The 25,878-nt window shown below is 70.9% G+C and carries 25 protein-coding genes; 13 read left to right on the top strand and 12 right to left on the bottom strand.

Going from position 1 to position 25,878, the window contains the following annotated elements:
- Positions 1 to 11 precede the first annotated feature (11 nt).
- Both ACIBQ1_RS39530 and ACIBQ1_RS39525 read right to left on the bottom strand, forming a co-directional pair.
- Positions 12 to 2,162, bottom strand: a complete 2,151-nt coding sequence (locus tag ACIBQ1_RS39530; RefSeq protein ID WP_397285078.1) for a helicase-associated domain-containing protein — start codon at positions 2,160 to 2,162, stop codon at positions 12 to 14.
- A gap of 41 nt (positions 2,163 to 2,203) precedes the next feature.
- Complete coding sequence (locus ACIBQ1_RS39525; RefSeq protein WP_397285077.1) at positions 2,204 to 3,238, bottom strand: LacI family DNA-binding transcriptional regulator; 1,035 nt, start codon at positions 3,236 to 3,238, stop codon at positions 2,204 to 2,206.
- Positions 3,239 to 3,249: 11 nt separating this feature from the next.
- Here ACIBQ1_RS39525 and ACIBQ1_RS39520 point away from each other — a divergent pair, with 11 nt between their 5' ends.
- From ACIBQ1_RS39520 to ACIBQ1_RS39490, 7 genes are all read left to right on the top strand, one after another.
- On the top strand, positions 3,250 to 4,413 hold the full coding sequence (locus tag ACIBQ1_RS39520) for a trans-sulfuration enzyme family protein (protein ID WP_397285075.1): 1,164 nt from the start codon (positions 3,250 to 3,252) through the stop codon (positions 4,411 to 4,413).
- Positions 4,414 to 4,445: 32 nt separating this feature from the next.
- A complete protein-coding gene (locus tag ACIBQ1_RS39515; protein ID WP_397285073.1) occupies positions 4,446 to 5,702 on the top strand; it encodes an ABC transporter substrate-binding protein in 1,257 nt (418 codons plus the stop codon).
- A complete protein-coding gene (locus ACIBQ1_RS39510; protein ID WP_397285071.1) occupies positions 5,699 to 6,583 on the top strand; it encodes a carbohydrate ABC transporter permease in 885 nt (294 codons plus the stop codon). Before ACIBQ1_RS39515 ends, ACIBQ1_RS39510 begins: the two co-directional genes overlap by 4 nt.
- Complete coding sequence (locus ACIBQ1_RS39505; RefSeq protein WP_397285069.1) at positions 6,580 to 7,404, top strand: carbohydrate ABC transporter permease; 825 nt, start codon at positions 6,580 to 6,582, stop codon at positions 7,402 to 7,404. Before ACIBQ1_RS39510 ends, ACIBQ1_RS39505 begins: the two co-directional genes overlap by 4 nt.
- A 94-nt stretch (positions 7,405 to 7,498) precedes the next feature.
- Entirely contained in the window at positions 7,499 to 10,366 is a 2,868-nt protein-coding gene (locus tag ACIBQ1_RS39500; RefSeq protein ID WP_397285067.1) for a glycosyl hydrolase family 95 catalytic domain-containing protein, read from the top strand.
- Between the two features lie 165 nt (positions 10,367 to 10,531).
- Positions 10,532 to 10,861 carry a DUF485 domain-containing protein gene (locus tag ACIBQ1_RS39495; RefSeq protein WP_350722185.1) on the top strand — a complete coding sequence of 110 codons (330 nt, stop codon included), beginning with the start codon at positions 10,532 to 10,534 and terminating at the stop codon, positions 10,859 to 10,861.
- A gap of 17 nt (positions 10,862 to 10,878) precedes the next feature.
- Positions 10,879 to 12,498, top strand: a complete 1,620-nt coding sequence (locus tag ACIBQ1_RS39490; RefSeq protein WP_397285297.1) for a cation acetate symporter — start codon at positions 10,879 to 10,881, stop codon at positions 12,496 to 12,498.
- A 99-nt stretch (positions 12,499 to 12,597) separates the two neighbouring features.
- Here ACIBQ1_RS39490 and ACIBQ1_RS39485 read toward each other — a convergent pair whose 3' ends face one another.
- Together ACIBQ1_RS39485 and ACIBQ1_RS39480 are read right to left on the bottom strand one after the other, a co-directional pair.
- On the bottom strand, positions 12,598 to 14,079 hold the full coding sequence (locus ACIBQ1_RS39485; protein WP_397285065.1) for an APC family permease: 1,482 nt from the start codon (positions 14,077 to 14,079) through the stop codon (positions 12,598 to 12,600).
- Between the two features lie 57 nt (positions 14,080 to 14,136).
- A complete protein-coding gene (locus tag ACIBQ1_RS39480) occupies positions 14,137 to 15,198 on the bottom strand; it encodes a beta-galactosidase (protein WP_397285063.1) in 1,062 nt (353 codons plus the stop codon).
- Between the two features lie 131 nt (positions 15,199 to 15,329).
- Between ACIBQ1_RS39480 and ACIBQ1_RS39475 the strand changes: the two genes are divergently transcribed.
- Positions 15,330 to 16,319 carry a hypothetical protein gene (locus tag ACIBQ1_RS39475; RefSeq protein WP_397285061.1) on the top strand — a complete coding sequence of 330 codons (990 nt, stop codon included), beginning with the start codon at positions 15,330 to 15,332 and terminating at the stop codon, positions 16,317 to 16,319.
- On the opposite strand, the gene ACIBQ1_RS39470 is transcribed toward ACIBQ1_RS39475, so the two are convergent.
- From ACIBQ1_RS39470 to ACIBQ1_RS39460, 3 genes are read right to left on the bottom strand one after another with little or no spacing between them, the layout of a single operon-like run.
- Positions 16,261 to 16,995, bottom strand: a complete 735-nt coding sequence (locus ACIBQ1_RS39470) for a DUF998 domain-containing protein (protein WP_397285059.1) — start codon at positions 16,993 to 16,995, stop codon at positions 16,261 to 16,263. The two genes, ACIBQ1_RS39475 and ACIBQ1_RS39470, sit on opposite strands and share 59 nt — an antisense overlap.
- Before the next feature lie 54 nt (positions 16,996 to 17,049).
- Entirely contained in the window at positions 17,050 to 17,397 is a 348-nt protein-coding gene (locus ACIBQ1_RS39465; protein WP_397285057.1) for a nuclear transport factor 2 family protein, read from the bottom strand.
- Positions 17,394 to 18,800 (bottom strand): MFS transporter, encoded by a 1,407-nt coding sequence (locus ACIBQ1_RS39460; protein WP_397285055.1) that lies wholly within the window; start codon positions 18,798 to 18,800, stop codon positions 17,394 to 17,396. Before ACIBQ1_RS39460 ends, ACIBQ1_RS39465 begins: the two co-directional genes overlap by 4 nt.
- A 95-nt stretch (positions 18,801 to 18,895) precedes the next feature.
- On the opposite strand from ACIBQ1_RS39460, the gene ACIBQ1_RS39455 reads away from it, so the two are divergent.
- From ACIBQ1_RS39455 to ACIBQ1_RS39440, 4 genes are all read left to right on the top strand, one after another.
- Positions 18,896 to 19,621, top strand: a complete 726-nt coding sequence (locus ACIBQ1_RS39455) for a TetR/AcrR family transcriptional regulator (protein ID WP_397285053.1) — start codon at positions 18,896 to 18,898, stop codon at positions 19,619 to 19,621.
- Positions 19,622 to 19,638: 17 nt separating this feature from the next.
- Positions 19,639 to 19,902 carry a hypothetical protein gene (locus tag ACIBQ1_RS39450; RefSeq protein ID WP_397285051.1) on the top strand — a complete coding sequence of 88 codons (264 nt, stop codon included), beginning with the start codon at positions 19,639 to 19,641 and terminating at the stop codon, positions 19,900 to 19,902.
- Between the two features lie 237 nt (positions 19,903 to 20,139).
- Positions 20,140 to 20,586: a MerR family transcriptional regulator gene (locus ACIBQ1_RS39445; protein ID WP_397285049.1), complete on the top strand. Its 447-nt coding sequence runs from the start codon at positions 20,140 to 20,142 to the stop codon at positions 20,584 to 20,586.
- A 2-nt stretch (positions 20,587 to 20,588) separates the two neighbouring features.
- Positions 20,589 to 21,596: an arsenic resistance protein gene (locus ACIBQ1_RS39440; RefSeq protein WP_397285295.1), complete on the top strand. Its 1,008-nt coding sequence runs from the start codon at positions 20,589 to 20,591 to the stop codon at positions 21,594 to 21,596.
- A 109-nt stretch (positions 21,597 to 21,705) separates the two neighbouring features.
- Here ACIBQ1_RS39440 and ACIBQ1_RS39435 read toward each other — a convergent pair whose 3' ends face one another.
- From ACIBQ1_RS39435 to ACIBQ1_RS39415, 5 genes are all read right to left on the bottom strand, one after another.
- Positions 21,706 to 22,074 (bottom strand): hypothetical protein, encoded by a 369-nt coding sequence (locus ACIBQ1_RS39435; protein ID WP_397285047.1) that lies wholly within the window; start codon positions 22,072 to 22,074, stop codon positions 21,706 to 21,708.
- Between the two features lie 4 nt (positions 22,075 to 22,078).
- On the bottom strand, positions 22,079 to 22,552 hold the full coding sequence (locus tag ACIBQ1_RS39430) for a MerR family transcriptional regulator (protein WP_397285046.1): 474 nt from the start codon (positions 22,550 to 22,552) through the stop codon (positions 22,079 to 22,081).
- Positions 22,549 to 22,872 carry a rhodanese-like domain-containing protein gene (locus ACIBQ1_RS39425; protein WP_397285044.1) on the bottom strand — a complete coding sequence of 108 codons (324 nt, stop codon included), beginning with the start codon at positions 22,870 to 22,872 and terminating at the stop codon, positions 22,549 to 22,551. The genes ACIBQ1_RS39430 and ACIBQ1_RS39425 overlap by 4 nt, the downstream gene beginning before the upstream one ends.
- Before the next feature lie 109 nt (positions 22,873 to 22,981).
- Positions 22,982 to 23,323 carry a hypothetical protein gene (locus ACIBQ1_RS39420; RefSeq protein WP_397285042.1) on the bottom strand — a complete coding sequence of 114 codons (342 nt, stop codon included), beginning with the start codon at positions 23,321 to 23,323 and terminating at the stop codon, positions 22,982 to 22,984.
- 318 nt (positions 23,324 to 23,641) lie between these two features.
- Positions 23,642 to 24,628 (bottom strand): AraC family transcriptional regulator, encoded by a 987-nt coding sequence (locus ACIBQ1_RS39415; RefSeq protein WP_397285040.1) that lies wholly within the window; start codon positions 24,626 to 24,628, stop codon positions 23,642 to 23,644.
- 82 nt (positions 24,629 to 24,710) lie between these two features.
- Between ACIBQ1_RS39415 and ACIBQ1_RS39410 the strand changes: the two genes are divergently transcribed.
- Complete coding sequence (locus ACIBQ1_RS39410) at positions 24,711 to 25,763, top strand: saccharopine dehydrogenase family protein (RefSeq protein WP_397285038.1); 1,053 nt, start codon at positions 24,711 to 24,713, stop codon at positions 25,761 to 25,763.
- Positions 25,764 to 25,878: the final 115 nt, after the last annotated feature.

Raw genomic sequence — 25,878 nt, 5'->3', positions numbered from 1 at the left:
CCCGCCGGCGATCAGGGCAGGTACGCCTCCTTGATCCGGGCGCGCTGGAAGGTGTGGTCGGTGCCGCAGTCGTGGCAGTAGCCGGACACCGTGCCACGGGTGAGCTCGATGTCCTCCATGTAGTGCTCGCGCCGCTGCCAGACGACGACGATCGGCTCGCCGGTGACGGAGGCCACGGCGAGGGCCTCGGCGGGCGTGGCGGGGTCGCCGCCGCGGAGGATCGCGGTGGCCTCCAGCACCGGTTCGGACTCCACGGGCAGGCGGCGGCGCTGGGGAGGCTCCGCCTTGATGGTGCCGTCCGGGGCCAGGCCGACCGGGGCGTGGCCGCTCTCCCGCAGCAGCTGGAGGGTCTCGTCGGGAGGCAGGGCGCTCAGGGCGACCGTGGGGGCGATGGGCCGCAGCGCCAGTTTGCGCAGGGCCTTGGTGCCGCACAGCTCGGTGATGAGCGCCGGGTCCTCCGCGGTCAGCACGGAGGCGGCGGAGGTGACGCGGACCGCGCCGTGCCTGCGGGCGACGTCGCCGACGAGGTAACTCAGCGGCTGGGGCACGGCCTTGGCGGAGACGCGGGCCAGCTCCTCCAGCAGAGCGTCGGCCGTCGTCCCGGCGTCCAGGGCCCGGCGCACGCTCTTCTGCGAGAAACGCCACACGCTGGCCCGGTCGCGTGACTCCAGGTCGGCGCAGCCGTTCAGGAACGCGGTCAGCTCGGGCGCGGGCACCCCCGAGACGATCGCGGTCAGGTCGTTCTGCAGGGTCACGGTGCGGGACGGCGCGGGGAAGCGGGCGGCCACCTCGGCGCCGTCGAGGTGGGCGCGGCCGAGCTCGGTCAGGGCTCCCTCGTGGACCATCCCGAGCAGCTCGCCCTCGCGCAGGGCGGCGGCGACGAACTCGGTGGCGGCCTGCGCGAACTCCTTGGCCGCCCGCGTCCGCCACTCCACGGCCGGGAGCAACCCCTCGGGGGTCGATCCCCGCCCGGGAGGAAGCGTCTGGAGCACGCGCAGCGTGGCCCGCCGGATCTCGCCGGCCCCGCACTCGAACTGGTACGGCGGCGCCTGCGGCGTCATGTGCTCGGGGCAGCAGCCCGTCACCCGGAACGTGGGTGCCTGCGGCACGGCCAGCCAGGTGTCCACCAGGGCCTTCCACCGCGAGGCCGGGTCCAGGCCCAGCCAGGTGTCGGCCAGGGTGGTGCTGACCAGCCTCTCGCCCGTCTCGGAGGCGATCAGCTCGGTGCCGAAGGCGAGGTCGAGCCAGAGCGCGACCGCCTGCTCGGGAGCGCCGAGCGTCTTGGCCGTCCGCTTCAGCTCCCGCGCGCCCACCCCGCCCGCTTTCAGCTCGGCGATGGGCTGCGCCCCCGCCAGCTCGATCAGCGCCTCCGTCCGGTCCACGGCGGCCAGCGCGGCGGCGAGCCCGTCCGGGTGCCCGGCGAGCTCCGCGGACGGCACGTCCGGCTGGCCCGTGAGCTCGGGCCTCCAGCCGTCGCCGCGCAGCGCGAGCGCGACCTCCATGGGCAGCTCGTACGCCCAGCCGTCCCGCACCACGAACCCGGCCTCGGCCAGCCGTGTGACCGGATGGTCCACCTCGCCGGAGCCGTACCAGACCGCGTGCTGGTAGACCGGTTGCCCGCCCGCCATCGACTCCAGCAGCCTCACGGCCGCGGGCGGCAACGTGGCGGCGCGTGCCCGGAGGGCCGGGCCGTCGCGGACGATGTCCGCCGCCTTCGCGAGCACCTCCGCCCTTCGGCCCCTGGGCTTGCCGCCCAGGCCCTTGACCAGGGATTTCAGATCTTCAGCGGTCAGCTCGCGCAACGGCCGGCCCAGCCCGAACGGGTTCGCCCACAGGCCCGGCCGGTGCGGCGAGGTCACCGTGCCCGCCTCGCCGTCCCCGTCGAGCACCACGAGGCCCCAGGCGGCCAGGGTTTCGAGCGTTTCGCCGAGCCGGTCACCGGGGTCGTGGACCAGCTCGGCCAGCGCCGCGCGGCTGGCCTCGCCGCCCAGGACCTGCAGCGCCTGGCTGGCGAGGTGGCAGTCGGCGTCGAGCGCGAGCAGGGCGGGGACGGCCAGCTCCGGTGCCGCCAGCAGGCGTTCGAGCGCCTCGGGGGAGGGGGCGGCGGCCAGCTCCGGCCTGTTGTGAAGGAGGCGGGCCAGGTCGGCGGCGGGAAGAGACACACCTCGACCCTAGCGAGACCGGCGCCGCGCACGCACGGTGTTCAGCCAGGCGGCAACTCGCCCGAGCCCCGGGCCACCAGCTCGACCGGGACCTTGACGCGGCGGGGCGCCGGCGACGGGTTCAGCAGGAGGTCCACCGCGCTGCGGGCCAGGCGGGCCGTGTCGTAGCGGACCACCGTCACCCCGGGGTTGAACACGTCCGCGAGGGCGAAGTCGTCGAAGCCCACGTACGCGGGCCGCTCCGGCCGTTCCCGCAGCGCCTGCAGGATGCCGATCGCGGCGCGGTTGTTGGTGGCGAAGAAGGCCGTCGGCGGGTCCGGGAGGTCCAGGAGGCGGCCCACCTCGTGGGAGACCCGCCACGGGTCGAAGAGCCCGCGGACCGTCAGCGCGTCGTCGGCCGTCAGCCCTGCCGCGCGCAGGGCCGCGCGGTAGCCGGTGGCGCGGTCGTGGACCGAGCTCACGCCCTCGTCGTCCGAGACCAGCGCGATCCGGCGGTGGCCGCGGGCCAGCAGGTGCTCGGTCGCGGCCCGGCCGCCCCGCACGTCGTCCAGCAGCACCACGTCCGCCGAGTCCAGGCCCGGCGGCACGCGGTCCACGAACACCGTGGTGAGCGAGGCGTGCTCGGCCAGCCACGAGTGATCGGCCGCGGAGGGGACGACGATCAGGGAGTTCACGCCCCGCGCGTACATCGACTCGATGAGCATGCGCTCCTTGTCGGCGCTCTCCTCGTACGAGCCGAACACCACCAGCGCCTCGTGCCGGGCCGCGGCGGACTCCACGGCGGCGGCCAGGCGGGAGTAGAACTCGTTCGAGATGTTCTCCATCACCAGCCCGAGCGTCAGCATCGTCGCGCCCCTGGCCAGGCGGGCGGCGGCCTCGTTGCGGCGGTAGCCGAGCGCGCTGATCGCCGCCTGCACGCGCTCCTGCAGCGAGGCCCTGACGTGGGGCTCCTGGTTGACCACGCGGGAGACGGTCTTGAGGCTCACGCCCGCGTGCCGGGCCACGTCGGCCATGGTGGGCTTGCGGGTGGTTTCGCCCTGCGAGGCCGCCCGGTCACCCAGATCCCTGGTTGTCATAGTCTGCCCCCATGGATGACGAATGGATCTGTGGCCGGTTGGGCGAGGACGAGCCCTGGGCGTTGGGCGCGGTCAACCCGCCGGTGTTCGAGAACTCGCTGTTCACCTTCGCGACCGCGGAGGAGCTCGGCGAGGCGATCAGGAGCGAGGACGAGCGCTACGTCTACTGGCGGGGCACCAACCCGACCGTCGACCTCGCTCAGCGTAAGCTCGCCGCGCTCGAGCGGGGAGAGCGCGCCAAGTGCTTCGGGTCGGGAATGGGAGCCATCTCGGCGACCATCTCCTCGCTCGTCAAGACCGGGGACCACGTGCTGGTGCTGGGCGCAGTGTACGGCCCCACCACCCAGTTCCTGCGTTACCTGGAGAAGTTCGGGATCACCCATACGCACGTGAACGACCTCGCGGAGTGTGACAGCGCTATCAGAGCGAGCACCCGTCTACTGTACTTCGAGTCGCCTTCCTACATGGCCTACGCCGTGGTCGACATCGAGGAGGTCACGGCGTGGGCGCGGGAGCGCGGGCTGGTGAGCGTGATGGACAACACCTGGTCCACGCCGATCTTCCAGAAGCCGCTGACCATGGGCGTCGATCTCGTCGTGCACTCGCTGTCGAAGTACATCGGCGGGCACAGCGACCTCGTGGGCGGCGTCGTGGTGGGCCCCTCCCGGCTGATCAGGCCGCTGGCGCTGACCGAGTACCAGCTCTACGGGGCCGCCATGTCGCCGCACGACGCGGCCAAGGTGATCAAGGGGCTGCGCACGCTGCCCGTGCGGATGGCCGCGCACCAGGAGCGGGGGCTGGCCGTGGCCGAGTTCCTGTCCGGGCATCCGGCCGTGCGGGCGGTGAACCACCCCGGGCTGGCCTCCCATCCCGGGCACGCCATCGCGAAGCAGCAGATGTCGGGCTTCTCCAGCCTGTTCAGTCTCGTGCTGGACACGGAGTCGCGCCAGGAGGTCGGCCTTTTCCTCAATAAGTTGCGACATTTCAGGATTGGGGTGTCTTGGGGAGGCTTCGAGAGCCTGGTGAACGCCCCCGCCCTGTCCACCGAGGAGAGCGTGCGGGCCACCATGGGCATCCCCGTCGGCCTCGTGCGCCTCTCGGTCGGTCTGGAGCCCGCGGACGCGTTGATCAAGGACCTCGGTCTAGCGCTGGAGGGGGTCGGTCGCCTAGCGTGACTGACAGCGCTGTCTGAAGCTGGAGGCTCAGCATGAGAACCCCCCTCCTGGCGGCCGCGGCCGCCACCACGCTGCTGCTCGCCGGTTGCGGCTCCGGCTCGTCGTCCTCGGGAGAGGTACGGCTCCGCATGATCGAGAGCCTGACCAGTCCCGAACGCACCAAGCTCATCAAAACCCTGCTGAACGACTTCGAGAAGGCCAATCCGGGCATCAAGGTGGAGCTGATCTCACCGCCACTCGACAGCGCCGACCAGAAGATCACCCAGATCCTGCAGACCAAGAAGGACCTGGACGTGCTGGAAGTACGCGACCACACGGCCAAGTCCTTCTCCAACAACGGCTGGCTGGCCGAGCTGCCCACCACGGAGTGGCCCGGCTGGTCGGACCTGACCGAGCTGGCCCAGAAGAAGGCGGTCGAGGTCGGGGGCAAGGCGTACCTGATCCCGTACGGCTTCTACCAGCGCACGCTCTTCTACCGTACGGACTGGGGCCTGACCCAGCCGCCGGCCACCTGGCAGGAGCTCTACGAGGCCGGCAAGAAGATGACCTCGGGCGACCGGTTCGGCTACTCCTTCCGGGGCGGCAAGGGCGGGGCCGACTACGCGGTCATGATGGTCAGCGCGTACAACGGCGAAGCCCTGAATCCCGAAAAATCGTTCTATCTCAAGGACAAACGGACGATCTTCTCCACCCCCGAGGCCGCCCAGGCCATGGACCTTTACGTCAAGATCTTCAAGGAGGCGTCGCCGCCCGACTCCGTCTCCTGGGGCTACCCCGAGATGGTCCAGGGCTTCACCTCGGGCGTCACCGGCATGCTCATCCAGGACCCCGAAGTGATCAAGACGGTCCAGGACAGCGGCATGACGACCTGGTCGACGGCCCCCATCCCCAAGGGCCCCTCGGGATACGCCTTCCAGCCCGTCGGCTACGCCGGATGGGGCGCGACCTCCTTCACCACGCACCCGAAGGAGGCGGTCAAGCTGGTCCAGTTCCTGTCGGAGGCCAAGCAGAGCATCGCCTTCGCCAAGGGCAACTCGCTCATCCCGATCTCCAAGCAGGCCCAGAGCGACCCGCAGTTCTCCCAGGGCGCGTGGAAGGCGTACCTGCAGGCCCAGCAGGACCCCAAGCAGGTGATCACGATCAGGCCCGTCGACTACCCGGGCTGGAGCCAGTTCCTCGTCGACTCCGACCGGGACGTGCAGGCCCTGATCACCGGCAAGAAGACCACGGCCGAGGTGCTCAAGTCGTGGGACGCCTTCTGGACGGACCAGGCCAAGAAGGTTTCATGAGGCTCTTCACCGCCCGCCGGGCCAGGTTCATCGCCCTGTGCCTGCTGCCCGGCGTGGTCTTCGTGACCCTGTTCACGTACTACCCGATGATCCGCGGCGCGGTGATCGCCTTCCAGCGCTACAACCTGTTCGACATCACCTCGACGCCCTTCGTCGGCCTGGAGAACTTCCGGGCCGTCCTGGCCGAGGACCGGTTCTGGACGGCGCTGCGCAACACCGGCACGTGGGTGGCCGTGTCGCTGTTCTTCCAGTTCTTCCTCGGCTTCGGGCTGGCGCTGCTGCTGCGCCGGCAATTCCGCGGCCGGGGCCTCTACCAGGCGTGGGTGTTCTTCCCCTGGGCCATGTCGGGGTTCCTGATCGGCCTGCTGTGGCGGTGGATGTTCAACGGGCAGTTCGGCGTGCTCAACGACCTGCTGCTCAGGACCGGCCTCATCGACCAGCGCATCGGCTTCCTGGCCACCCCCGGGTGGGCGATGACGTCGGTGATCGTGGCGAACATCTGGTACGGCGTCACGTTCTTCGCCATCATGATCATGGCCGCGCTGCAGTCGGTCCCGAAGGAGCTCTACGAGGCGGCGGACGTGGACGGGGCCTCGCGGCTGCGGCAGTTCTGGCACGTGACGCTGCCGCACATCCGGCCCACGCTCGCCCTCATCGTGCTGCTGCGGATCATCTGGATCCTGAACTTCCCCGACCTCATCTACTCGATGACCGGCGGCGGCCCGGCCGGCGGCACCGACATCATCACGACCTTCCTCATCCAGCAGGTCATCGGCGGCGACTACGGCCGGGCGGGCGCGGTGGGCCTGCTCATCCTGGGCCTGCTGCTGTCCTTCAGCGTCTTCTACCTGAACGCGACGAGATTCGAGAAGTCACGATGAAGCATGTCGGCAACGCGGCCAAGGTCGTCGTGCTGGGCGCCTGGCTGCTGATCACCCTCTTCCCCCTCTACTGGATCGTCGTCACCTCCCTCAAGCCCAAGTCCGAGATCTTCTCGATGCCGCTCAGGTACTGGCCGGGCAACGTGACGTTCGAGCACTACGAGGAGCTGTTCTCGTTCGCGGACTTCGGCGCGTACCTGCTCAACAGCCTGCTCGTCTCGCTCGTCGCGGCCGGCGTGGTGACCGCGATCGGCGTGCTGGGCGGCTACACCCTGGCCCGCTTCGCCTTCCCCGGCAGGGGCGCGCTGATGCTGGCGTTCCTGGTCACGCAGATGATCCCGCTGTTCATCGCGCTCGGCCCGCTCTACCTGCTGATGTCCGACCTCGACCTGCTCAACCGGCTGGCCGGGCTGATGCTGGTGTACGTGGCCATGCTGGTGCCGTTCTCCACGATCATCATGCGCGGCTTCTACGAGCGGGTGCCGGTCGCGCTGGAGGAGGCCGCGCAGGTGGACGGCGCCTCGCGGCTGGTGGCCATGGTGCGGGTGGTCGTCCCCGTCATGCTGCCGGGCATCGCGGCCACGTTCATCTTCGCGTTCGTCCAGTGCTGGAACGAGCTGTTCCTGGCGATCACGTTCATCGACAGCGAGGACGCCAAGACCGTCCCGGTCGCCATGAACTCCTTCATCACCCAGTACGACATCGACTGGGGCTCGATGGCCGCGGCCACCGTGATCTCGGTGCTGCCGACCCTCGTGCTGTTCGCCGCCATCCGCCGCTACATCGTGGAAGGGCTCACCGCGGGCGCCGTTAAGGGGTGATGCATCCGATGTATTTCGGTTGACCGCCCTTGACTAAGGTCATCTTGCGTGTCATACAGGCGAAAGACCCGATGTCTCGTCTGTGAGGTCCCGCATGACACCCCCCAACGACGACCCGACCCGCCGCGCCGTGATCGGCGGCTTGGGGCTCGCCCTCGTCCCCGCCGCCCCGGCGCTCGCGGAAACCGGCAGCGCCCAAACCGGCAGCACCGAAACAGGCAGGGCCGGACCGGCGGCCCGGGGCTGGCAGCTCCGGCAGCGCGTGCGCTGGGCCGAGTTCATGAAGGGCCAGGACCTGCTCTGGGGCAGGATGCCCAGGTCCTGGTACGAGGGCCCGTTCCTCGGCGACGGGCTGCTGGGCAGCATGGTCTACCAGGAGCCCGGCCAGAACAAGATCCGCTTCACCGTCCAGCACGGCCGCGTCCAGGACCACCGGCCCCAGTTCGGCAGCGGCTGGGGCACCTGCCGCCTGCCCGTCGGCCACGTCACCCTCGACCCGGTCGGCGCGATCACGGCCGTCGACTGGCGGCTCAGCCTGTGGGACGCCGAGGTCACCGGCACCGTCACCACGGACAAGGGAAAGCTGTCCTTCTCCGCGTTCGTCCACGACGAGCTGCTCGTCGCCAGGGCGCAGGCCGACGGCGAGGAGCAGGTCCGCTGGACGTTCCACCCCGAGGACGCCGTCAGCCCCCGGTCCGTCGCCGAGGCCCCGCCCAGCGGCTACACGCCGCACCCGCCCTGGACCACCGCGACCGCCGGCGACGTCGAGCAGGTGCTCCAGCCGCTGACCGGCGGCGGCCAGACCGCCACCGCCTACCGGGTCAAGGACGGGACGCTCCTGGTCGCCGTGGGCCACAGCTTCCCGTCCGCGACCGAGGCCCAGGAGAGCGCGCTCGCCAAGGTCCGGAACGCGCCGCCGTACGGGATCATGAAGAAGCGGCACCGCGACTGGTGGCACGAGTTCTACGGCAAGAGCTTCGTCTCCCTGCCCGACCAGCGGCTGCAGAGCTTCTACTGGATCCAGCTCTACAAGGTCGCCGCCGCCGGCCGCGCGGGCGGCCCGGTCATGGCCACCACCGGCCCCTGGCTGGAGTCCACCCCGTGGCCCGCCGTGTGGTGGAACCTCAACGTGCAGCTCGAATACTGGCTCATCCACGGCTCCAACCACCTGGAGCTCGACTCGCTCACCAGCACGCTCGACCGCAACCGCGACCAGCTCGTCGCCAACGTGCCCGCCGCCTACCGCGCCGACTCGGCCGGGGTGGGGCGCAGCTCCGACATGTTCTGCACCCGGGGCGTCGGCACGCCCGGTTCGGGCGCCGAGGTGGGCGACCTCACGTGGGCGCTGCACAACGTGTGGCTGACCTACCGGCACACCATGGACGACAAGCTGCTGCGTGACACGGTCTTCCCGCTGCTGCGGCGGGCGATCAACTACTACCTGCACTTCCTGGCCGCCGGCGCGGACGGCAGGCTGCACCTGCCCAGCACGCTCTCACCCGAGTATCCCGTCACACCGCCCCAGGACACCAACTACGACCTGGCGCTGATCCGGTGGGGCTGCCGGACGCTGATCGAGTCGGCAGAGCGGCTCGGGATCGACGACCCGCTCAAGGCGAGGTGGCGGGAGGTGCTGGACACGCTCGTCGACTACCCGGCCGACGCCAACGGCTTCATGATCGGCGGGAGCACGCCGTACGACCAGTCGCACCGCCACTACTCCCACCTCCTCATGATCTACCCCCTCTACCTGGTCAACTGGGACCAGCTGGAGCAGCGGGCGCTGATCGAGAAGTCGGTCGCCCACTGGCAGTCGCTGACCAGCGCGCACCGCGGCTACAGCTTCACCGGCGCCGCCTCGCTCTACGCCATGATGGGCCGGGGCGAGAGCGCGCTGTCCTACCTGGAGCGCTTCTTCGACCCGGCCAGCCGCTACCCGTGCCAGGCCAACACCCACTACGCCGAGGCCGGGCCGGTCATCGAGACGCCGCTGTCGGCCGCCCAGTCCCTCCACGACATGCTCTGCCAGAGCTGGGGCGGGATCGTCCGCGTCTTCCCGGCCGTGCCCGCCGCGTGGGCGGACGTCGCGATCCACGACTTCCGGACGCAGGGCGCGTTCCTGGTGTCGGCGGTGCGCAAGGGGGGCCGCACCTCGTTCATCCGGGTCAGGAGCCTGGCGGGGGCGCCGCTGCGGCTCAGGCACGGGCTCGACGGGCCCGTCACGGCCGTGCTCCCCGACGGGCGGCCGGCTCCGGTGAAGGACCTGGGGGAGGGCGTCGTCGAGATCGCGCTGCGCAAGGGGAGCGAGGTGCTCGTCCACACGGGCGCGCGGCCCGATCCGGTCATCGGACCTGTGCCGGTGAGCAAGCCCGGGGACACCTGGGGGCTGCCGCCGATCCCGCCTCCCGGGCCCACCACGCCGGTGGACCTTTCGGCGTACGCCGACAACGACGGCGTCTCCACGCACGAGGCGATGACGGACGGGGACTTCGACGGGTCCGGCTACACCTATCCGGCCGAGGAGCTGCCGCCCGCCGGGCCGCTCGCCCACGACGGCCTGAGCTTCGTCTTCCCCGCGTACGGGGACGGCGCCAGGAACAACGTCACCGGCCAGGGACAGACGATCACCGTGCCGTCCGGCAGGTACGCCAAGGTCCGGCTCCTGGGCGCGGCGAGCTCGGGGGCCGTCACCTCCACGCTGACCGCGACGTACGCCGACGGGACCACCGCCCAGGTGCCGTTCGTCCTGCCCGACTGGGGCGGCCAGCCCGGGGCGGGGTCCTCGGAGGTGCTGCGCTGCACCCACCGCCACGGCCGCACGGGCGTCAACTCGCTGCGGGTCGGGCTGTTCGAGGTGCCGGCGACGCTCGACCCGGCCAGGGAGCTGCGCTCGCTCACCCTGCCCGCGCTCACCCGGCCCCAGCTCCACCTGTTCGGGCTCTCCTTGGAAGAACCCCGATGAAAGGAACGGCCGACCGCTCGTCGCACGCAACGGACCTTTCATCGCAAGCCATCTCCAACTAATCGCCGGACCTCAGCGACTCGCCGAACAACGTCACTAGGGGCCTCCACGACGGGTAGGTTGCGCTCTTACGTTGGGCGTGATCCGCATCACAGTGGAGGTCTCGTGACGACTAAAGAACATGACGCATCGGTCTATGAGGAAGTTCAGGAGAGCAGTGAGTTCCAGGATCTGAAACGGCGATTCCGCGCCTGGACGTTCCCGATGACCGTGGCGTTCCTCGCGTGGTACCTGCTCTACGTGGTGCTGTCCGGCTGGGCGCGCGGCTTCATGGGGATCAAGCTGCTCGGCGAGATCAACGTCGGCCTCGTCTTCGGTTTGCTCCAGTTCGTCTCGACGTTCCTGATCGCGTGGGCGTACGCCAGGCACGCCGAGAAGAAGCTCGACCCGATCGCCGACAAGCTCCGTCATGAGGTTGAGGAGAAGACCAAGTGAGCTCCCACACCCTGGGGATGATCCTCTTCCTCGCCTTCGTCGCGGCCACCCTGGGGATCACGTTCTGGGCCAGCCGCCAGACCAAGACGGCCGCCGACTACTACGCCGGCGGCCGGTCGTTCACCGGCGTGCAGAACGGCCTGGCCATCGGCGGCGACTACATGTCGGCCGCCTCCTTCCTCGGCATCGCCGGCATCATCGCGCTGTCCGGCTACGACGGGTTCCTGTACTCGATCGGGTTCCTGGTGGCGTGGCTGGTCGCGCTGCTGCTGGTCGCCGAGCTGATGCGGAACTCGGGCAAGTTCACCATGGCCGACGTGCTGGCCTTCAGGATGAGCCCGCGCCCCGTGCGCACGGCGGCGGGCGTGTCCACCATCGTGGTCAGCATCTTCTACCTGCTGGCCCAGATGGTCGGCGCGGGCGCGCTGGTCGGCCTGCTGCTCGGCATCACCTCCCCGGCGGGCAAGGCGTGGACCATCGTCGGCGTGGGCGCGCTGATGATCGTCTACGTGGTCTTCGGCGGCATGAAGGGCACCACCTGGGTGCAGATTGTCAAGGCCGTGCTGCTGATGGGCGGCGCCGCGCTGGTGACGGTGCTGGTGCTGGGCAAGTTCGGCTTCAACCTGTCGGCCCTGCTCGGCCAGGCCGCCACCACCAGCGGCCCCAAGGCGAACCCCGGCAACTTCCTGATCCCCGGGCTGAAGTACGGCACGGAGGCCCAGGGGCTGGCCGGCAAGATCGACCTGATCAGCCTGGGCCTGGCCCTGGTGCTCGGCACCGCGGGCCTGCCGCACATCCTCATCCGCTTCTACACCGTCCCCACCGCCAAGGACGCCCGCAAGTCCGTCCTGTGGGGCATCGGCATCATCGGCGTGTTCTACCTGCTGACCCTCGTCCTCGGCTTCGGCGCCGCGGCCCTGGTCGGCAAGACCGCGATCGTCGCCGGTGACGCGGCGGGCAACACGGCCGCGCCGATGCTGGCAGAGCGCATCGGCCAGGAGATCTTCGGCTCGGTCGGCGGCACGATCCTGCTGGCGCTCATCGGAGCCGTCGCCTTCGCCACGATCCTCGCCGTCGTGGCGGGCCTCACGCTGGCCTCCTCCTCCAGCTTCTCGCACGACCTGTACGCGCACGTCTTCAAGCGCGGCCAGGCCAGCGAGCGCCAGGAGGTCGTGGTGGCCCGCGTCTCCGCCCTGGTCATCGGTGCCGTCGCGATCGGCCTGGGCATCCTGGCCCAGGGCCAGAACGTGGCCTTCCTGGTCGCCCTGGCCTTCGCCGTCGCGGCCTCCGCCAACCTGCCCGCGATCCTCTACAGCCTGTTCTGGAAGCGGTTCAACACGACGGGCGCGGTCTCGGCCATCTACGGCGGCCTGATCTCGGCCCTGGTCCTGGTCATCTTCTCGCCGGTGGTCTCGGCGCCCGCGCCCCCGGCCGGCGTCAAGCCGACCGCGCTGATCGTCGGCGTGGACTTCCACTGGTTCCCGCTGAGCAACCCCGGCATCCTGTCGATCCCGATCGGCTTCCTGTGCGGGTGGCTCGGCACGATCCTCAGCAAGGAGTACAACGCGGCGAAGTACGCCGAGATGGAGGTCCGCTCCCTCACCGGCGTCGGCGCGGAGAAGGCGACCCAGCACTGACGTTCCCCCTGAAGGCGCCTCCACCCCTGCCCCCGAAGGCGCCTGCACCCGAGGGCCCGGCCTCCCGCGAGGCCGGGCCCTTCGCCGTGCGGAACCGGCTCAGGCGGGCGCCCGGCGCCCGACCAGGTAGAGCAGGGCGCCCACCAGCAAGGACGCCAGCGCGATCCCGCCGACCAGCCAGAACCACATCCCGTACGCGATCTCGGCCCCGAACAGCGTGACCTTGCCCGCGTCGTTGGAGATCAGCGGCGTCCACGACCCGGAGAGCGTGGCCACCACGCCCACGAGCGAGGCCAGCGCCCCCACGACGGAGGCCACCCAGAACACCGCGGGCGAGGCCAGCCGCCGCGCTTCGAACTGGTCGCGGTAGCGCCGCAGGATGATCAGCACGTCCACGAACAGCACCACGATCGACAGGCACCAGATCACGGTGACCGCGGCCTGCAGGACGTTGTAGACCTCGGTCTGCGCGTCGGCGGGTCTGGCGGCGGTGAAGGGCACCACCATGAACGCCACCACCGTGAAGATCCCGGCCAGCGCGGTCTGGATCCAGACCGCCACGTCCGGCACCTTGTGCGCGTTGACGTGGCTGACCGCCTTCGGCAGCCGCCGGTCCAGCCCGGACACGAAGATCAGCCGGGCGAAGGAGTAGTTGTAGACGACGGTGATGATGAAGAACATGGCCGCCAGCACGAGCGCGACCAGCTTGCCCGCCCAGTCGCCCAGCCCGATCCCCACCGCCTCGGCCACGGAGGTGATGTTCGCCGCCTCCCCGGCGGGCACCGACACCATCACGCCCCAGGTGGCGACCAGGTAGGCGACCATGACGGCCAGCGACCCCCACAGCAGGTAGCGGGTCACGGCCCGCTCCTGCCTGATCTCCACCCCCATGTTCAGCGGCACCTCGACGCCGAGCAGCGCCAGCACGGCCAGGCCGAAGAAGCTCCAGTTCGCGAAGTTGAGTCCGTGCTCGGCCGACGGGCTCCAGGCCGCGAAGTCCCACGGGTCGGTGGCCGCCGGGTGCCCCGCGGCCAGGCGCGCGATCCCGGCCACGAACATGAGCAGGATCGCCAGCCCGTACGCCAGGAAGACGACGTTCACCACGTTCTGCGTCAGCCGGAAGCGCAGGACCGCCAGCACGGCCGCGAGCAGCAGGATCACCACGATCAGCCCGCCCTGGGCCGGCACCGGCAGCGCCCCGAGCCCGGGGAAGACGTAGCCGAGGAACGAGATCGTCAGCGTCCCGGTCGCCACCATCACCAGCACGCCCGGCCACCAGGCGCAGAACCCGGCGAAGAACCCCCAGAACGGCCCGAACGCCTTGGTCGTCCAGAGGTAGATGGAGCCCTCGCCGGGGAACATGGCGCCGAGCTGGCCGGTGACGATCGCGCACGGGACGAGGAACAGCGCGAACGCGATGATCCACCACCCGAACGCGGCCGGGCCCGCGGACTGGATGACGGCGGCGTTCGTGATGAACAGCACGATCGACACGAAGATCGCCACCATGTCGAAGGTGGTCAGCACCCGCGGCAGGATCCCTCCGGCCACCCGCTCGGACAGCAGCTCGTTCTCGGCCATGGCGCGACCTCCCGGCGGATCTCCTACCTGCAAAGATCCGCCGGGCCGCGGCCGGCGTCAAGCACGTGCGCCCGGTGGTCGATCACCGTGGCGGACAGGATGCGCGCGCCCGATCCCCGCGCGGCCTCGGGCAGCCACGCCGGGGTACCGGCGTCGAGCGGGGGCGCCCGCCCGCGGGTGGTCGAGGTCGTGGCGCTCGAAGGCGCCGTCCTTGAAGATCTCCACGGTGGCGGGGCCGGTGGTGACGGCGGTCAGCGCGCCGTCCGCCTCCACGATGTCCGCGTCGGACAGGACCAGCCGGCCGCCCGGCGTCCAGGCGCGCAGGGCGTCGGCCGCGTCCAGGACGAGCAGGCGCAGCCGCGACCCGTCCGGGGTCTCCACGGTGACGGGCACGCGGCCGCCCGGCAGGTCCTCCAGGATCACCTCGCCGTCCCGCTCCAGGACCGGATGGCCGCTGACGGACGTGCCCGCCGGCAGCGACAGGTGGGCGGGCACCCCGTCCGTCTTCGTCAGGACCAGGACCGGACCCTCCACGACGGTCAGGAGGCCGAGGGTCGCCCAGTTGATCGTGACGCCGCAGACCTCCAGGTTGACCGGCCAGCAGAAGAACGCGCCGCTCGGGACGTCCACCGGGCGGTGCGGGAACCGCACCTGGGCACCGTCGAGTTCGAGGTCGAAGACCACGTCCCTCCGGGCCGGCAGCGGCTCGTACGGCTGGTGGTTGCTGACGAAGACGAACCCGGCGCGCCCGTCCGAGCGCAGGGACCAGCGCAGCGGCGTCTGGGGCGGGATGGTGGCGTTCATGCCGGCCAGGCGGTCGCCGAACGCGGCCACGTCCAGCCCGCCGTCGAACACCGGCTCGCGGTCCTCGTGCTCCTGGTGGTGGATCCAGAAGACGTACGTGGAGACGACGTTCACGCCGCCGGCCTTCACCAGGCGCAGGGAGTCCTGCCAGCGCTCGCGCGACACCCGGCTGTAGTGCAGCTCGCCCGTCACGCGGATCCATCTCCGGCCGTCGCGCCAGAGGGAGCGGCTGGTCAGGGCCAGGCCGGGGCGCGGGTCCTCGGCGTCGGCCATGGCGGGCCGGGTCTCGGGCCTGTCCCAGGGGGTGTGTCGCACGGGTATCCGACCATCGTCCACACCACCTGAATGGGCTCGGCAGCCGGGTGGTTACATCACAGATATATTTACATCAGTTGTAACTTTACTTGAAGTGGTGTTATCTGGAGGTCGTGACAACAACTCACCGGATGCCCTTACTCGTTCGCGTGGCGCCCGCGATCGGGCTGTGGTTCGTGGCGCCTCTGACCGCCGAGTTCCTGATGGGGAACATCCCGGTCATCAACGTCGTGGCGGTGATCTCCACGACTTTCATGTACGGCGCCGGCGCGCTGGTCATCCGCGAGGTCGCCCGGCGGACCGGGCGCGGCTGGCCGTCGATCCTGGCGTGGGCGCTGGCGTTCGGGATTTTCGAGGAGGCGGTCTTCACCCAGACGCTCTGGAACGAGAACTGGGCGAACGTCCGCATCCTCGACTACGGTTACGTTCCCGCGCTGGGGACCGGGGTGCCCTGGCTGATGTTCATGGTGGGCGTGCACACGATCTGGAGCATCAGCGCCCCGATCGCGGTGGTGGAGGCGCTCGCCGGATCGCGCGGCACCACGCCGTGGTTGGGGAAGACCGGCCTGCGGGTCGTGTCGGCGGTCTTCGTGCTCTTCTTCGTGCTGGGCGGCGTCGCCAAGGCGATGCTCGAAGGCTGGTTCGCGTCCCCGGTCCAGTATGTCGGCGCCGGTGTGCTGGTCGTGGCGCTCATCGTGCTCGGCCTGCGCCTGCGCCGCGGCGCCCCCGCGGCCGAGGGCGCGGTGCCCGGTCCGTGGGCGGTGTTCGCGTTCGCCCTGGTGGCCGGTGCGTTCTTCGTGCTCCTCTACGCGTGCGACCCCACCGGCCTGTCGCCCTGGCTGGCCGGGCTGTCGGTCCCGGCGTGGCTGAGCGTGCTGCTCTATCTGGCGTTGTTCGCCGGGGTCGGCGTCCTGGTGGGGCGGTGGTCGCACCGGTCCGGCTGGTCGGACTCGCACCGGCTGGCGCTCGCGGCGGGGGCCGTGCTCACGTACGCATGGCACTCGTTCCCATGGAAGGCGATCGTGCCCGCGAGCCCGGCGGCCGACCTGGTCAGCAACGCGATCATGACGGTCGGCGCGGTCGTCCTGCTGGTGTTCGCGGCCCGGCGGGTCGCCGCCTGAGCTGCCGGAGCTGCCGGAGCGCCAGCAGGGTCAGCCAGGCCCAGCCGATGGTCACCGCGACGCGCTGGAAGAGCCCGCCGTGGGCGACCAGCGCCGGGTTCTGGGTGAAGGCGATGGTGGCCACCGCCATCGCCACCGTGAACCCGGCCGCGCTGGCGACCGAGTACGCCGCCCACCCGAGCGCCCGCTCCCGCGCGAACCCGGCCGCGAAGACCAGGCAGGCCGCCACCAGCGCCGCGAATCCCGCCAGCGAGAGGTAGTCGTGCAGCGCCGCGTGCCCGCTGCCGTACTCCGGCAGCAGGCCGGGAGTGCCCGGCGGATAGCCGCTCACCGGGTCGGCGGTGAACACCCCGGCGCCGATGAGCCCGGCCGCCCAGATCCCCACCAGGACCGGGCCCCAGACCTTGCGGAGCGTCCGCCGCAGCCCGGCGGCGAAGGCGAGCGTGAGCAGGCCGGCCACGACGAAGTTGACCGCCTGCACCCAGCCGGACGGGCCCAGCGCGAGCGAGCTGACCGGGTGCCGCAGCGGGTCGTAATGGGGGCGGAGGGCGCCCTGGACCAGGAACGCGAGGGTGAACAGCGGGCCGGCGACCACCCCGCACAGCAGCAGCCGCCTGGGCGTCGGGTCGCCGGGCCCCGCGACGGGGGCGGGGCCCGCAGGTGTGAGAGTTCGCATGCCTGTCAAGCTAGACTGACAAGCGAGCTGATGTCAATCCAGCCTGACAGGAGTTCATTCGAAGAAACCGACCACGCGGCTGATGCGGTCGCCCGCGAACTCCACGACGTCATAGCCGGTGGCCACCGGCGTGTCCGCGCCCGGCGCGCCGAGCCGCCAGGTGAACAGCGCCATGTCGTGGTGGGCGCCGATCAGCGTGCCGAGGGTGAACACCAGGTCGCCGAAGTTCTCCTGGGCGCGGCCGATGGCCGCGGACAGCTCCGCGTGCCCGCGCAGCCCGGCGTGGTCGGGGTCGGAGTAGACGGAGTCGTCGGTGAACACCGTCTTGATCAGGAGGTCCCGGGCGCCGGCGTCGCGCTCGTTCCAGACGTCCAGGTACTTGCCGATGAGGTCGTCGATCATGACGTGATTCCTTCAGTGGTTCGGTTCGGTTCGAGTGCCAGGGCGGCGAGGCCGCCCAGGCCGGCGGCGGCCGCCGCGGCCCAGCCGGCCGCGTGCAGCCCGCCCAGTACGTCGGTGGAGGCGGTGGCGACGGCCACGAAGACCGCCAGCCCCATCGCGCCGCCGACCTCCTTCGCCGTGCTGGCCAGGCCCGACGCGACGCCCTGTTCCGCCGGCGCCACCCCGGCGCCGGCCGCCGCGAACAGTGCGACGAAGGCCACGCCGCCGGAGAATCCCCAGAGGAGGCTGCCCGGCATCAGCGTCCAGAAGCCGCCGCCGGCGGGCATGCCCGCGGTCAGCACGGCGATCCCGGCTCCGGCGCCGAGCATCCCGGCGCTGAGCGTCGTACGGATGCCCCACTTGCCGAGCATCACCGGCGCGGCCTTCAGCGCGGCGGCCATGCAGACGAGGGTGAGCGGCAGGAACGTCAGCCCCGCGGCCAGGGCGCTGTAGCCGAGGACCGGCTGCAGGTACGAGGTGAGCACGTAGTAGGCGCCGCCCAGCGTGCCCTGGAACAGGGCGATCACCACCATCGTGGTGGCCGGGCCGCGCCGGCGGACCAGCCGCAGCGGGATCAGCGGGTCCCGGCCACGGGCCTCGACCAGGACCAGCAGCCCCAGCAGCGCCAGGCCCGCGACCAGCGACCCGGCGCCGCGCACCGACCCCCATCCGGCCTCCGGTCCGCTCGCCAGGCCGAACACCACCAGCGTCGACCCCGCCGTCGCCAGCAGCGCGCCCGGCACGTCGAACCCGCGCAGCCCGGAGGCGGGCCGGCCGTCGGAGCCGAGCAGCCGGGGCGCGGCGAGGGCGGCGCCGGCGGCCAGCGGGACGTTCACGAAGAACACCCACTCCCAGCCCAGGGAGCTGGTGAGCACGCCGCCCAGCAGCGACCCGGCGGCCAGCCCGGCGCTGCCCGCCATGCCCCAGGCCCCCAGCGCCCGGTTGCGCGCGGGCCCCTCCTCGAACCCCCGGTAGATCAGCGCGAGCGTGGCCGGGGTGAGCAGCGCCCCGCCGACGCCCTGAACCGCGCGGGCGGCGATCAGCACGCCGGAGCCGGGGGCCAGCCCGCCGGCCAGGGAGGCCACGCCGTACAGCGCGAGCCCGAGCACGAACGTGCGCCGGGCCCCGAGTTTGTCCACGGCCCGGCCGCCGAGCAGCAGCAGCCCGCCGAGCCCGATGGCGTACGCGCTCACCACCCACTGCACGGACCGCGCGCTGAATCCCAGCGCCGCCCCGATGTCGGGCAGCGCCACGTAAACGATGTTGTAGTCGAGAGCCACGATGAGCTGGGTGAACGCCAGAAGCGCCAGCCTGGGCCCGGAACGGCCCGCGTCGGTCGGCCCGCGAGAGGCGGCACGTGTCACTTGGGAGGTCCCCTTCTTGTGCACGGCGAGAAGTTACTACACGCCGTTCAATTTATACACGGGGAACAGTAGCCCAACGCTGTAGACTGTCAAGCGTGGGTGATCAGACGATGAGCAGGCGCGAGCGGTTGCGCGCGGAGACCACGGCGGAGATCAAGGAGATCGCGCTCAAGCTCATGGCGGACGGCGGCCCCGACGCCATCTCGCTCCGCGCCATCGCCCGCGAGATGGGCATGACGGCCGGCGCGATCTACAGTTACTTCGCCACCCGCGACGACCTGGTCACCACGCTCATCGCCGACCTCTACACGGCCCTGGTGGACAGGGCGGAGGCCGCTCGCGACGCCGTTCCCGCCGGCGATCCGGGCGGCCGCGTCCTGGCTTGGGCGCAGACCGTGCGCGAGTGGGCCCTGGCCAACCCGCAGGGCTTCCGCCTCATCTACGGCGACCCGGTCCCCGGCTACCAGCCCCCCGAGGACGGTCCGGCGAAGGAGGCCGAGCACCGGGCGTGCCGGGGGCTCACGGGCCTGGTCGCGGCCGCCTGGACCGGGCCCGGCTCGGGCTCGGGCGCGGGCTCGGGCTCCGGTTCCTACGGGTGGTCCGACTTCGACCCCGGCCTGGCGGCGGACATCCAGGCCGGTTTCCCGGGCCTGCCGCCGGACGCGGTGGCCCTCACGCTACGGGTGTGGGGCCGCATGCACGGCCTGGTCGCGCTGGAGATCTACGGCCACCTGCGCACGCTCACCCTCGACCCGGCCGCGATCTACCACGACGAGATGATCGCCCTGATCGCGTCCCTCGGCCTGACCCCACCCGCCTGACGTCCGCCGGATTCTTCGTGCGCGTCGCCGACCCGCGCTTTCGCCACCATGGCCGCAGGGTCCGCTGCTCCGGCCTGCCCGTCGTGGCACGCCGGTGCTTCAGCCGCCTCCGGGGCGGAGTGGGGGCGAGCAGCGCGGACGGCAGCGCGGACGGCAGCGCGGCCGGCAGCGCGGTCACGGCCTGCACGCGGTTGGTGACGTGCCCGCCGCGCAGGGCGGCGACCTTCGGCGCCGCGCTCATGCCGGCCACCCGGCGGCGCTCGTCGCACCGGCCCGGATGATGTACCGGATAACGTGCGGGAGTCGCGCACCGCCCCGGCGGGAGATTCTCCTGATCGGCGGGCGGCCATGATCGCTCATCGAAGAGGCGATTATCACGTACATGGCTGAGGTTGTCTGAACCACGCTCGGACCAAGGCGCCGGTTCACCGTGGGCATCGCACACGGCAATGCGATCACGCACGGCATGGGCGGCGCGCTGGACCTTCGAGTCGACTCGAACGTTTAGCCTTGGCGACGTGCGCATTTCCGAGGTCGCAGCCCGGTCCGGCGTTCCCGCGACCACACTGCGTTACTACGACACGATCGGGCTGATCAACGCCCACCGGCAATCCAACGGCTACCGCGCCTACGACGAGAGCGTGCTGGAGCGGCTGTCGTTCATCGAGGCCGCCCAACGGCTCGGCCTGTCGCTGCCGGAGATTGCGCAGCTGCTGGTGGTCGTCGAAGGTGACACCTGCACGCAGGTGCGCGAGGCGCTGCATCCCAAGCTGACCGAGCGGCTGCGCGAGGTCGACGCCCACCTGGCCAACCTGCGCCTGCTGCGCAACCGGCTCGTGGCGGCGACCCGCCGGGTCGCGGCCTGCCCGGACAGCGGGGTCTCCTGCCGCAGCGAATGCATGCTGCTGGACCAGCGGGGACGCGGCTGCCTGACCCCGGATGAGACGACACAAGGAGCACAGTGAGCATGCGTCACGTGGTGGCGTGGTGGGACAAGCACCAGATCCCCCTGTACCTGGCCGCGATCGTCGCCGGCGCGCTCGCCGGGCCGGCCGCCCCCCAGGCCGCTCCGGCGCTGGAGCACGCGATCAACCCGGTGCTGGCGCTGCTGCTGTTCGCGACGTTCCTCGCCGTGCCGCTGGTCGAGGTCGGGAGGGCGTTTCGGGACGTGCGCTTCCTCGGCACGGTGCTGGTGGCCAACTTCGTCATCGTGCCGGCGCTCGCCTACGGCCTGTCCCGGTTCGTCGCCGATGACCGCGGCCTGTTGCTCGGGGTACTGCTGGTGCTGCTGACCCCGTGCATCGACTACGTGATCGTGTTCACCGGCCTGGCCGGCGGAGCCCGCGCGCGCCTGCTCGCGGCCGCGCCGCTGCTGATGCTCGTGCAGATGATGATGCTGCCCGTCTATCTGCTGGCCTTCGCGGGCTCGGACGTGCTCGCCGTGGTCGAGATCACCCCGTTCCTGGAGGCGTTCGGCGTGCTCATCGCCGCCCCGCTGGCCGCCGCGGCGAGCGTGCAGCCGATCGCCCGTCGGCACCGGGCCGGTCGGATCGTCGAGGAGGTCATGGCCGGTGCCATGGTGCCGCTGATGATGGCCACCCTCGCCGTCGTCATCGGCTCCCAGATCGCCGCGGTCGGATCCCAGGCACTGGCCCTGGTGCGGGTGGTCCCGCTGTATGCCGCCTTCGTGGTGCTCGCGGTGGCCGTGGGCAGGCTCGCCGGTCGTACGGCGCGCCTGGATGCTCCGGGCACGCGGGCGGTGATGTTCTCCGTGGCCACCCGCAACTCCCTGGTCGTGCTGCCGCTCGCTCTGGCCCTGCCGTCCGCGCTCGACATCGCCCCGCTGGCGGTGGTCACCCAGACGATGGTCGAACTGGTGGCGATGGTCGTCCTGGTCCGCCTCGTCCCCAGGCTCGCACGCGATCCCCGCGCGACCGGACGGGAGGAGGCGGCGACGCTGCAAGCCGGTCGCTGACCATCTCCCCCTCTGCCCTGCCTGCCCCTGGCGAACGCCGCTTCAGGCCGGGCCTGCCTCTGCCGCGGGATGATGCTCCCCAAGGTGGGTTGGTGTCGTGCGGAAGAGGTCAGCATCCACAGCCACGCGCGCCGCAGCCACAACTGTCCGCGCCGACGGCCGTGCGCGAGGCCCGGCGGCGGTGCAGCCACCACATGCCCGCCGCGGCGGCGATCAGCAGCCCGGCCACGGCCAGCAGCGTCTGTTCGGCCAGCGCGGCGCCCGCACCGGTCAGCAGGCCGACGCCGATCAGCACCGGCAGCGCGCAGCACGCCGCGCACGCCAGCACGGCCAGGGCGGCGGTGACCTTGCTGCGCAGCGGCGGCCCGCCACCCTCAGGGGCGCGCTCGCCCGGCTCGCTGCCGCGTGCGGTGAGCGGTACCGTGACGGGCGCTGTGACGGGTCCGGTGGACGCGCGGTGGTCGTCGTGGGTGCTCACGTCGTCAGCTCTCCTCGGGAGTGTTGGGGGCACGGCTGCCTTCGGCCAGGCCGGCGAACGGCAGGGGACAGTCGGGGCAGGTGCAGTGGGTCAGGCTGTCGCAGCCCGCCTGGACCACCTGCTGCAGCGCGGTCCGGATGGTGGTCAGGTCGGTGATCTTCGCCTCAACCTCGGCGATCTTGGCTCGGGCGCGCTCGCGTAGGTCGGGGGTGGGGTGGCCACGCCGGCCGGTGTCGAGGAGCTCGGCCACCTCCTCCAGGGTGAAGCCGAGCCGCTGCGCGGCCTTGATCACCGTGAGCAGGGTGACGGTCTCCGGCGGGTAGGTGCGGTGCCCGCCGGGGCTGCGCTGCGGTTCGGCGATCAGGCCGCGGCGTTCGTAGTAGCGCAGCGTCTGCAGGTTGACCCCGGCCTGCTCGGCCACCTGCCCGCTGCGCAGGTACGGCTCCGGGCCGCCCCGCAGCACGATGTCCTGCCTCATGACGGCCGTCCCGCCCCGGCGGCCCCACCGATGAGGGCGCCGCCGGCGGTGCTCGCGCGGCTGCCCTCGAAGGCCGGCCCGGCCTGCGCCCAGTCCTCCTTGCCGCCCGCGTAGACGCGTACGTCGGCGTACCCGAGCCGGGCGAACGCCGCGGCGGCGATTTTCGAGCGGTTGCGGTACGGACCCGAGCAGTAGACCACCACCGGGGCCGCCCGGTCGGGCGCGACCTTCTCGGCCAGCTCGGCGGACATCTGATCGGGCACATTGCGCGCGCCGGGCAGGTGCTCGGCGGCGAAGGCGTCGACCGGCAGCGCCTCCACCAGTTACACATCCCCGCTCTTCATCAGCGCGAGCAGGTCCTCACGCGTGACGCCCTCCATCACCAGCCTCCTTTCCCAGCCGCGGAACGCGACCGATACCCGCCGCGCCTCACGAACGGGCGCCGGCGCGTTCGGTCAGCGCGTCCAGCACCTCGATGTGCTCGGTCGGCACCGCCACCTCCAGCGCCAGGCTGCCGTCGGCGATGGTGAGGGTGAAGGTGAAGAAGGAGCAGCAGCCGTTCTCCCGCGCGGCCAGTTCGGCGGCCCGGGCGGCGTGGTCCGGGCTGAAGACGAGCTCCAGCCGCAGCCGCGTCTGCTCGGGGCGCTGCACCGCCTGGACCGCGTCGGCGAACAAGGCGTCGAACTCGGCCACCCGCAGCGGCTGCTCGGCGGTGGGCAGGGTGCACGCTGAGGGAGCCCATCCCAGGTCAGGGGCGACGTTCTGTGTCATACCTCGACGGTAAACCTGTACCTAGGTACCGGATGCAAGTCCTGTGGCCGGCCTGTTCCGGTCTTCCTCCGTGAGCTTGCCGGCCCACTGCGGATCTCGCAGCACGGCTTGAGGGAGCTGGGTATTAATGAACACCTCCGAACGACCCGGCCGAGTTCCTCCAGGGACAGGTACACCGGATGCTTGGGACCGTTCCCCTTCATGAAACGGCGCAGCACCTGCTCGGTTTCGGCCGTCCGCAGCCGCAGCGCCGTCGCGTACTTGATCGGGTCTGGCCGCGCGGAGGCGAGGTGCGGCGCAGGAGTCGGGTGTTGTGCTTCAGCCGGCGTGGTGCCGGTAGCTGCCGGGGGGTGACCCGTACTGGCGTTTGAAGGCATGGGTGAAGGTGTACTGCGAGCTGTAGCCGACCTGCTGGGCGATCGTGTTGACGGGGGCGTCGGAGGTGCGCAGGAGCCGGGCGGCGGTGGTCATCCGCCACCATGTCAGGTAGGTGAGCGGTGGCTGGCCGACCAGATGTGTGAACCGCCGGGCGAAGGCGGCGCGGGACAGGCGTGCCTGCGCGCCCAGCTCCTCGACGGTCCATTGCCGGCTGGGGTCTGCGTGGATGGCGCGGAGGGCGGCGGCGACGGCGGGGTCGTGCAGGGCCGCGGCCCAGCCGGTGGCGGAGTGGCCGGAGACGCGCTGTTCTTCGAACCACGCGCGCAGGATGTAGAGCAGGAGAAGATCCAGCAGGGTGAGCAGGATGGTGTCGGAGCCTGGGCGGGCATCGCTGTCCAGTTCCACGCCGAGGAGTTCGACCGCGGCGCGGAGTTCCCTGTGGCGCCCTACCCGCGTCGGCAGGTGGATGACCTCGGGCAGGTCGTTCAGGAGCGGATGTGGCCAGGATCCGTCCAGGAGGTAGGCGCCGCAGAGCATGACCACCGTCGGCGGCCGGTCGGCTGACGTCTCGTCGTTTCGGCCACCATGGACTCCGGTGAGCGTTGTGGGCGGCTCGCTCACCGGGGTGGACGGTTCGTCGGCCAGACCGTGTGCGGATCCGCGCGGCAGGAACGCCACGTCGCCCGGCCCGAGCGCGATCGGCTCACCCTGCGAGGGGAGAAACCAGCACGTTCCCTGGAGAACGATGTGGAACCCGGCGGACGGCACCGCCGGAAACCGCTCGGCGAAGGGAGCGGATTTGGTCACCCGGCCCGAGTGGGGTCGACCGGTACGCGCCGCACTCACCACATCAGACAGAACATCCACGCAGCCAGTGTAACCAACGACGACCTCGGCGAAGACGATGACGCAAACTCCAGAGCGCATCACGCATTCAATCGTCTTGTATCAGCGCCTTACTGTGCTGATGGGCTGAGCAACCGCGCAGCTCCCATCATGAGGAGACGACATGAAGATCGCCGTTTATGGCGCGAGTGGATACCAGGGAAAGCTCGTGCTCACCGAACTGGCACGACGCGACATCGAGACAGTCCTGGCCGGACGCAATCTCGCGCGCCTGGAGGAGGCCGCCTCAGCGGTCGGCCTCCCCGACGCGGAACGACGCGTGGCCGACACCAGCGACCATGAGGCGCTGGCGCGCGCATTCCGCGGCTGCGACGGCGTCATCAACTGCGCCGGACCCTTCACCTCCTCAGGTGAAGCCGTGGTCCGCGCCGCGATCGCCGCCGGCTGTCACTACGTCGACACCTCAGGCGAGCAGCTCTACATCAAGAAGATCTTCGACACCTTCACCACGGAGGCGGAGAACGCCGGGGTCACCGTCGTACCCGCCGCCAACGACGGCTGCGTCCCGGTGGACCTCATGGCCCACATCCTGGCCGACCACCTTGAATCGGTCGAAGAGATCATCACCACCCACGTGATCGTCGGGGGCGGCGGCATGTCGCGCGGCTCGCTGCGCTCGCTGCTCGAAACGATCGACGCCATCAAGGCGGGAGGTATGACCTACTACGACGGCGACTGGCGCCCCGGCATGCCTGCCCGCCACACCGCGATCAGTCTGCCCGGACAGTCGAACGCAACCCCGGTGATGGCCTTCCCGGTGCCTGAGGTGGTGACCATTCCCCGCCACATCCGCGTCCGGCATGTCGAGGGCCTGACCGAGGCGGCGTTGGGTGACCAGCTGAACACCCCGCTCACAGCGGAGATCATCGAAAGCCTGCCGGAAGGACCCGATGAGGGCAGCCGCCGCACCCAGCACTTCACCTACGTACTCGACGCCACCAGTACCGACGGCCGCCGGGCCCGCGGCATCGTCCAGGGCCCTGACACCTACGGCACGACCGCGGTGATCGCCGTCGAAAGCGCCCGCCGTCTCATCGCCGACCCTGCCAAGCCGGGAGTACTCGCACCCGCCCAGGCCTACCACCCGACCGCCTTCCTCGACTTTCTCATCCCGCATGGGATCCAGTGGATCATCGAGGACGCGCCGGCAACCTGACAATGAGCCTTCTCCGGTAACGATCAGCCACGGTGTGTGATCGTCTGGGCAGGATCGTCGGATCCCGATCAGGCCCAGCTCTATGGACGGTTCTGACCCTTGGGTTCGCGGGAAC

Source organism: Nonomuraea sp. NPDC050153, assembly GCF_044460125.1.
In the GTDB taxonomy this organism is placed as follows: Bacteria; Actinomycetota; Actinomycetes; order Streptosporangiales; family Streptosporangiaceae; genus Nonomuraea.
This window is presented reverse-complemented; position numbering and strand designations above follow the sequence as displayed.

Bases quoted from the DNA above. Each gene is read 5' to 3' on its own strand.
- ACIBQ1_RS39465 (WP_397285057.1), bottom strand. From the start codon at position 17,397: ATGATCGACGACCTCATCGGCAAGTACCTGGACGTCTGGAACGAGCGC.
- ACIBQ1_RS39410 (WP_397285038.1), top strand. From the start codon at position 24,711: ATGAAGATCGCCGTTTATGGCGCGAGTGGATACCAGGGAAAGCTCGTG.
- ACIBQ1_RS39505 (WP_397285069.1), top strand. From the start codon at position 6,580: ATGAAGCATGTCGGCAACGCGGCCAAGGTCGTCGTGCTGGGCGCCTGG.
- ACIBQ1_RS39500 (WP_397285067.1), top strand. From the start codon at position 7,499: ATGACACCCCCCAACGACGACCCGACCCGCCGCGCCGTGATCGGCGGC.
- ACIBQ1_RS39475 (WP_397285061.1), top strand. From the start codon at position 15,330: ATGCCCTTACTCGTTCGCGTGGCGCCCGCGATCGGGCTGTGGTTCGTG.
- ACIBQ1_RS39485 (WP_397285065.1), bottom strand. From the start codon at position 14,079: ATGGCCGAGAACGAGCTGCTGTCCGAGCGGGTGGCCGGAGGGATCCTG.
- ACIBQ1_RS39490 (WP_397285297.1), top strand. From the start codon at position 10,879: ATGATCCTCTTCCTCGCCTTCGTCGCGGCCACCCTGGGGATCACGTTC.
- ACIBQ1_RS39515 (WP_397285073.1), top strand. From the start codon at position 4,446: ATGAGAACCCCCCTCCTGGCGGCCGCGGCCGCCACCACGCTGCTGCTC.
- ACIBQ1_RS39420 (WP_397285042.1), bottom strand. From the start codon at position 23,323: ATGACACAGAACGTCGCCCCTGACCTGGGATGGGCTCCCTCAGCGTGC.
- ACIBQ1_RS39520 (WP_397285075.1), top strand. From the start codon at position 3,250: ATGGATGACGAATGGATCTGTGGCCGGTTGGGCGAGGACGAGCCCTGG.
- ACIBQ1_RS39510 (WP_397285071.1), top strand. From the start codon at position 5,699: ATGAGGCTCTTCACCGCCCGCCGGGCCAGGTTCATCGCCCTGTGCCTG.
- ACIBQ1_RS39470 (WP_397285059.1), bottom strand. From the start codon at position 16,995: ATGCGAACTCTCACACCTGCGGGCCCCGCCCCCGTCGCGGGGCCCGGC.
- ACIBQ1_RS39415 (WP_397285040.1), bottom strand. From the start codon at position 24,628: ATGCGCTCTGGAGTTTGCGTCATCGTCTTCGCCGAGGTCGTCGTTGGT.
- ACIBQ1_RS39430 (WP_397285046.1), bottom strand. From the start codon at position 22,552: ATGAGGCAGGACATCGTGCTGCGGGGCGGCCCGGAGCCGTACCTGCGC.
- ACIBQ1_RS39440 (WP_397285295.1), top strand. From the start codon at position 20,589: ATGCGTCACGTGGTGGCGTGGTGGGACAAGCACCAGATCCCCCTGTAC.
- ACIBQ1_RS39525 (WP_397285077.1), bottom strand. From the start codon at position 3,238: ATGACAACCAGGGATCTGGGTGACCGGGCGGCCTCGCAGGGCGAAACC.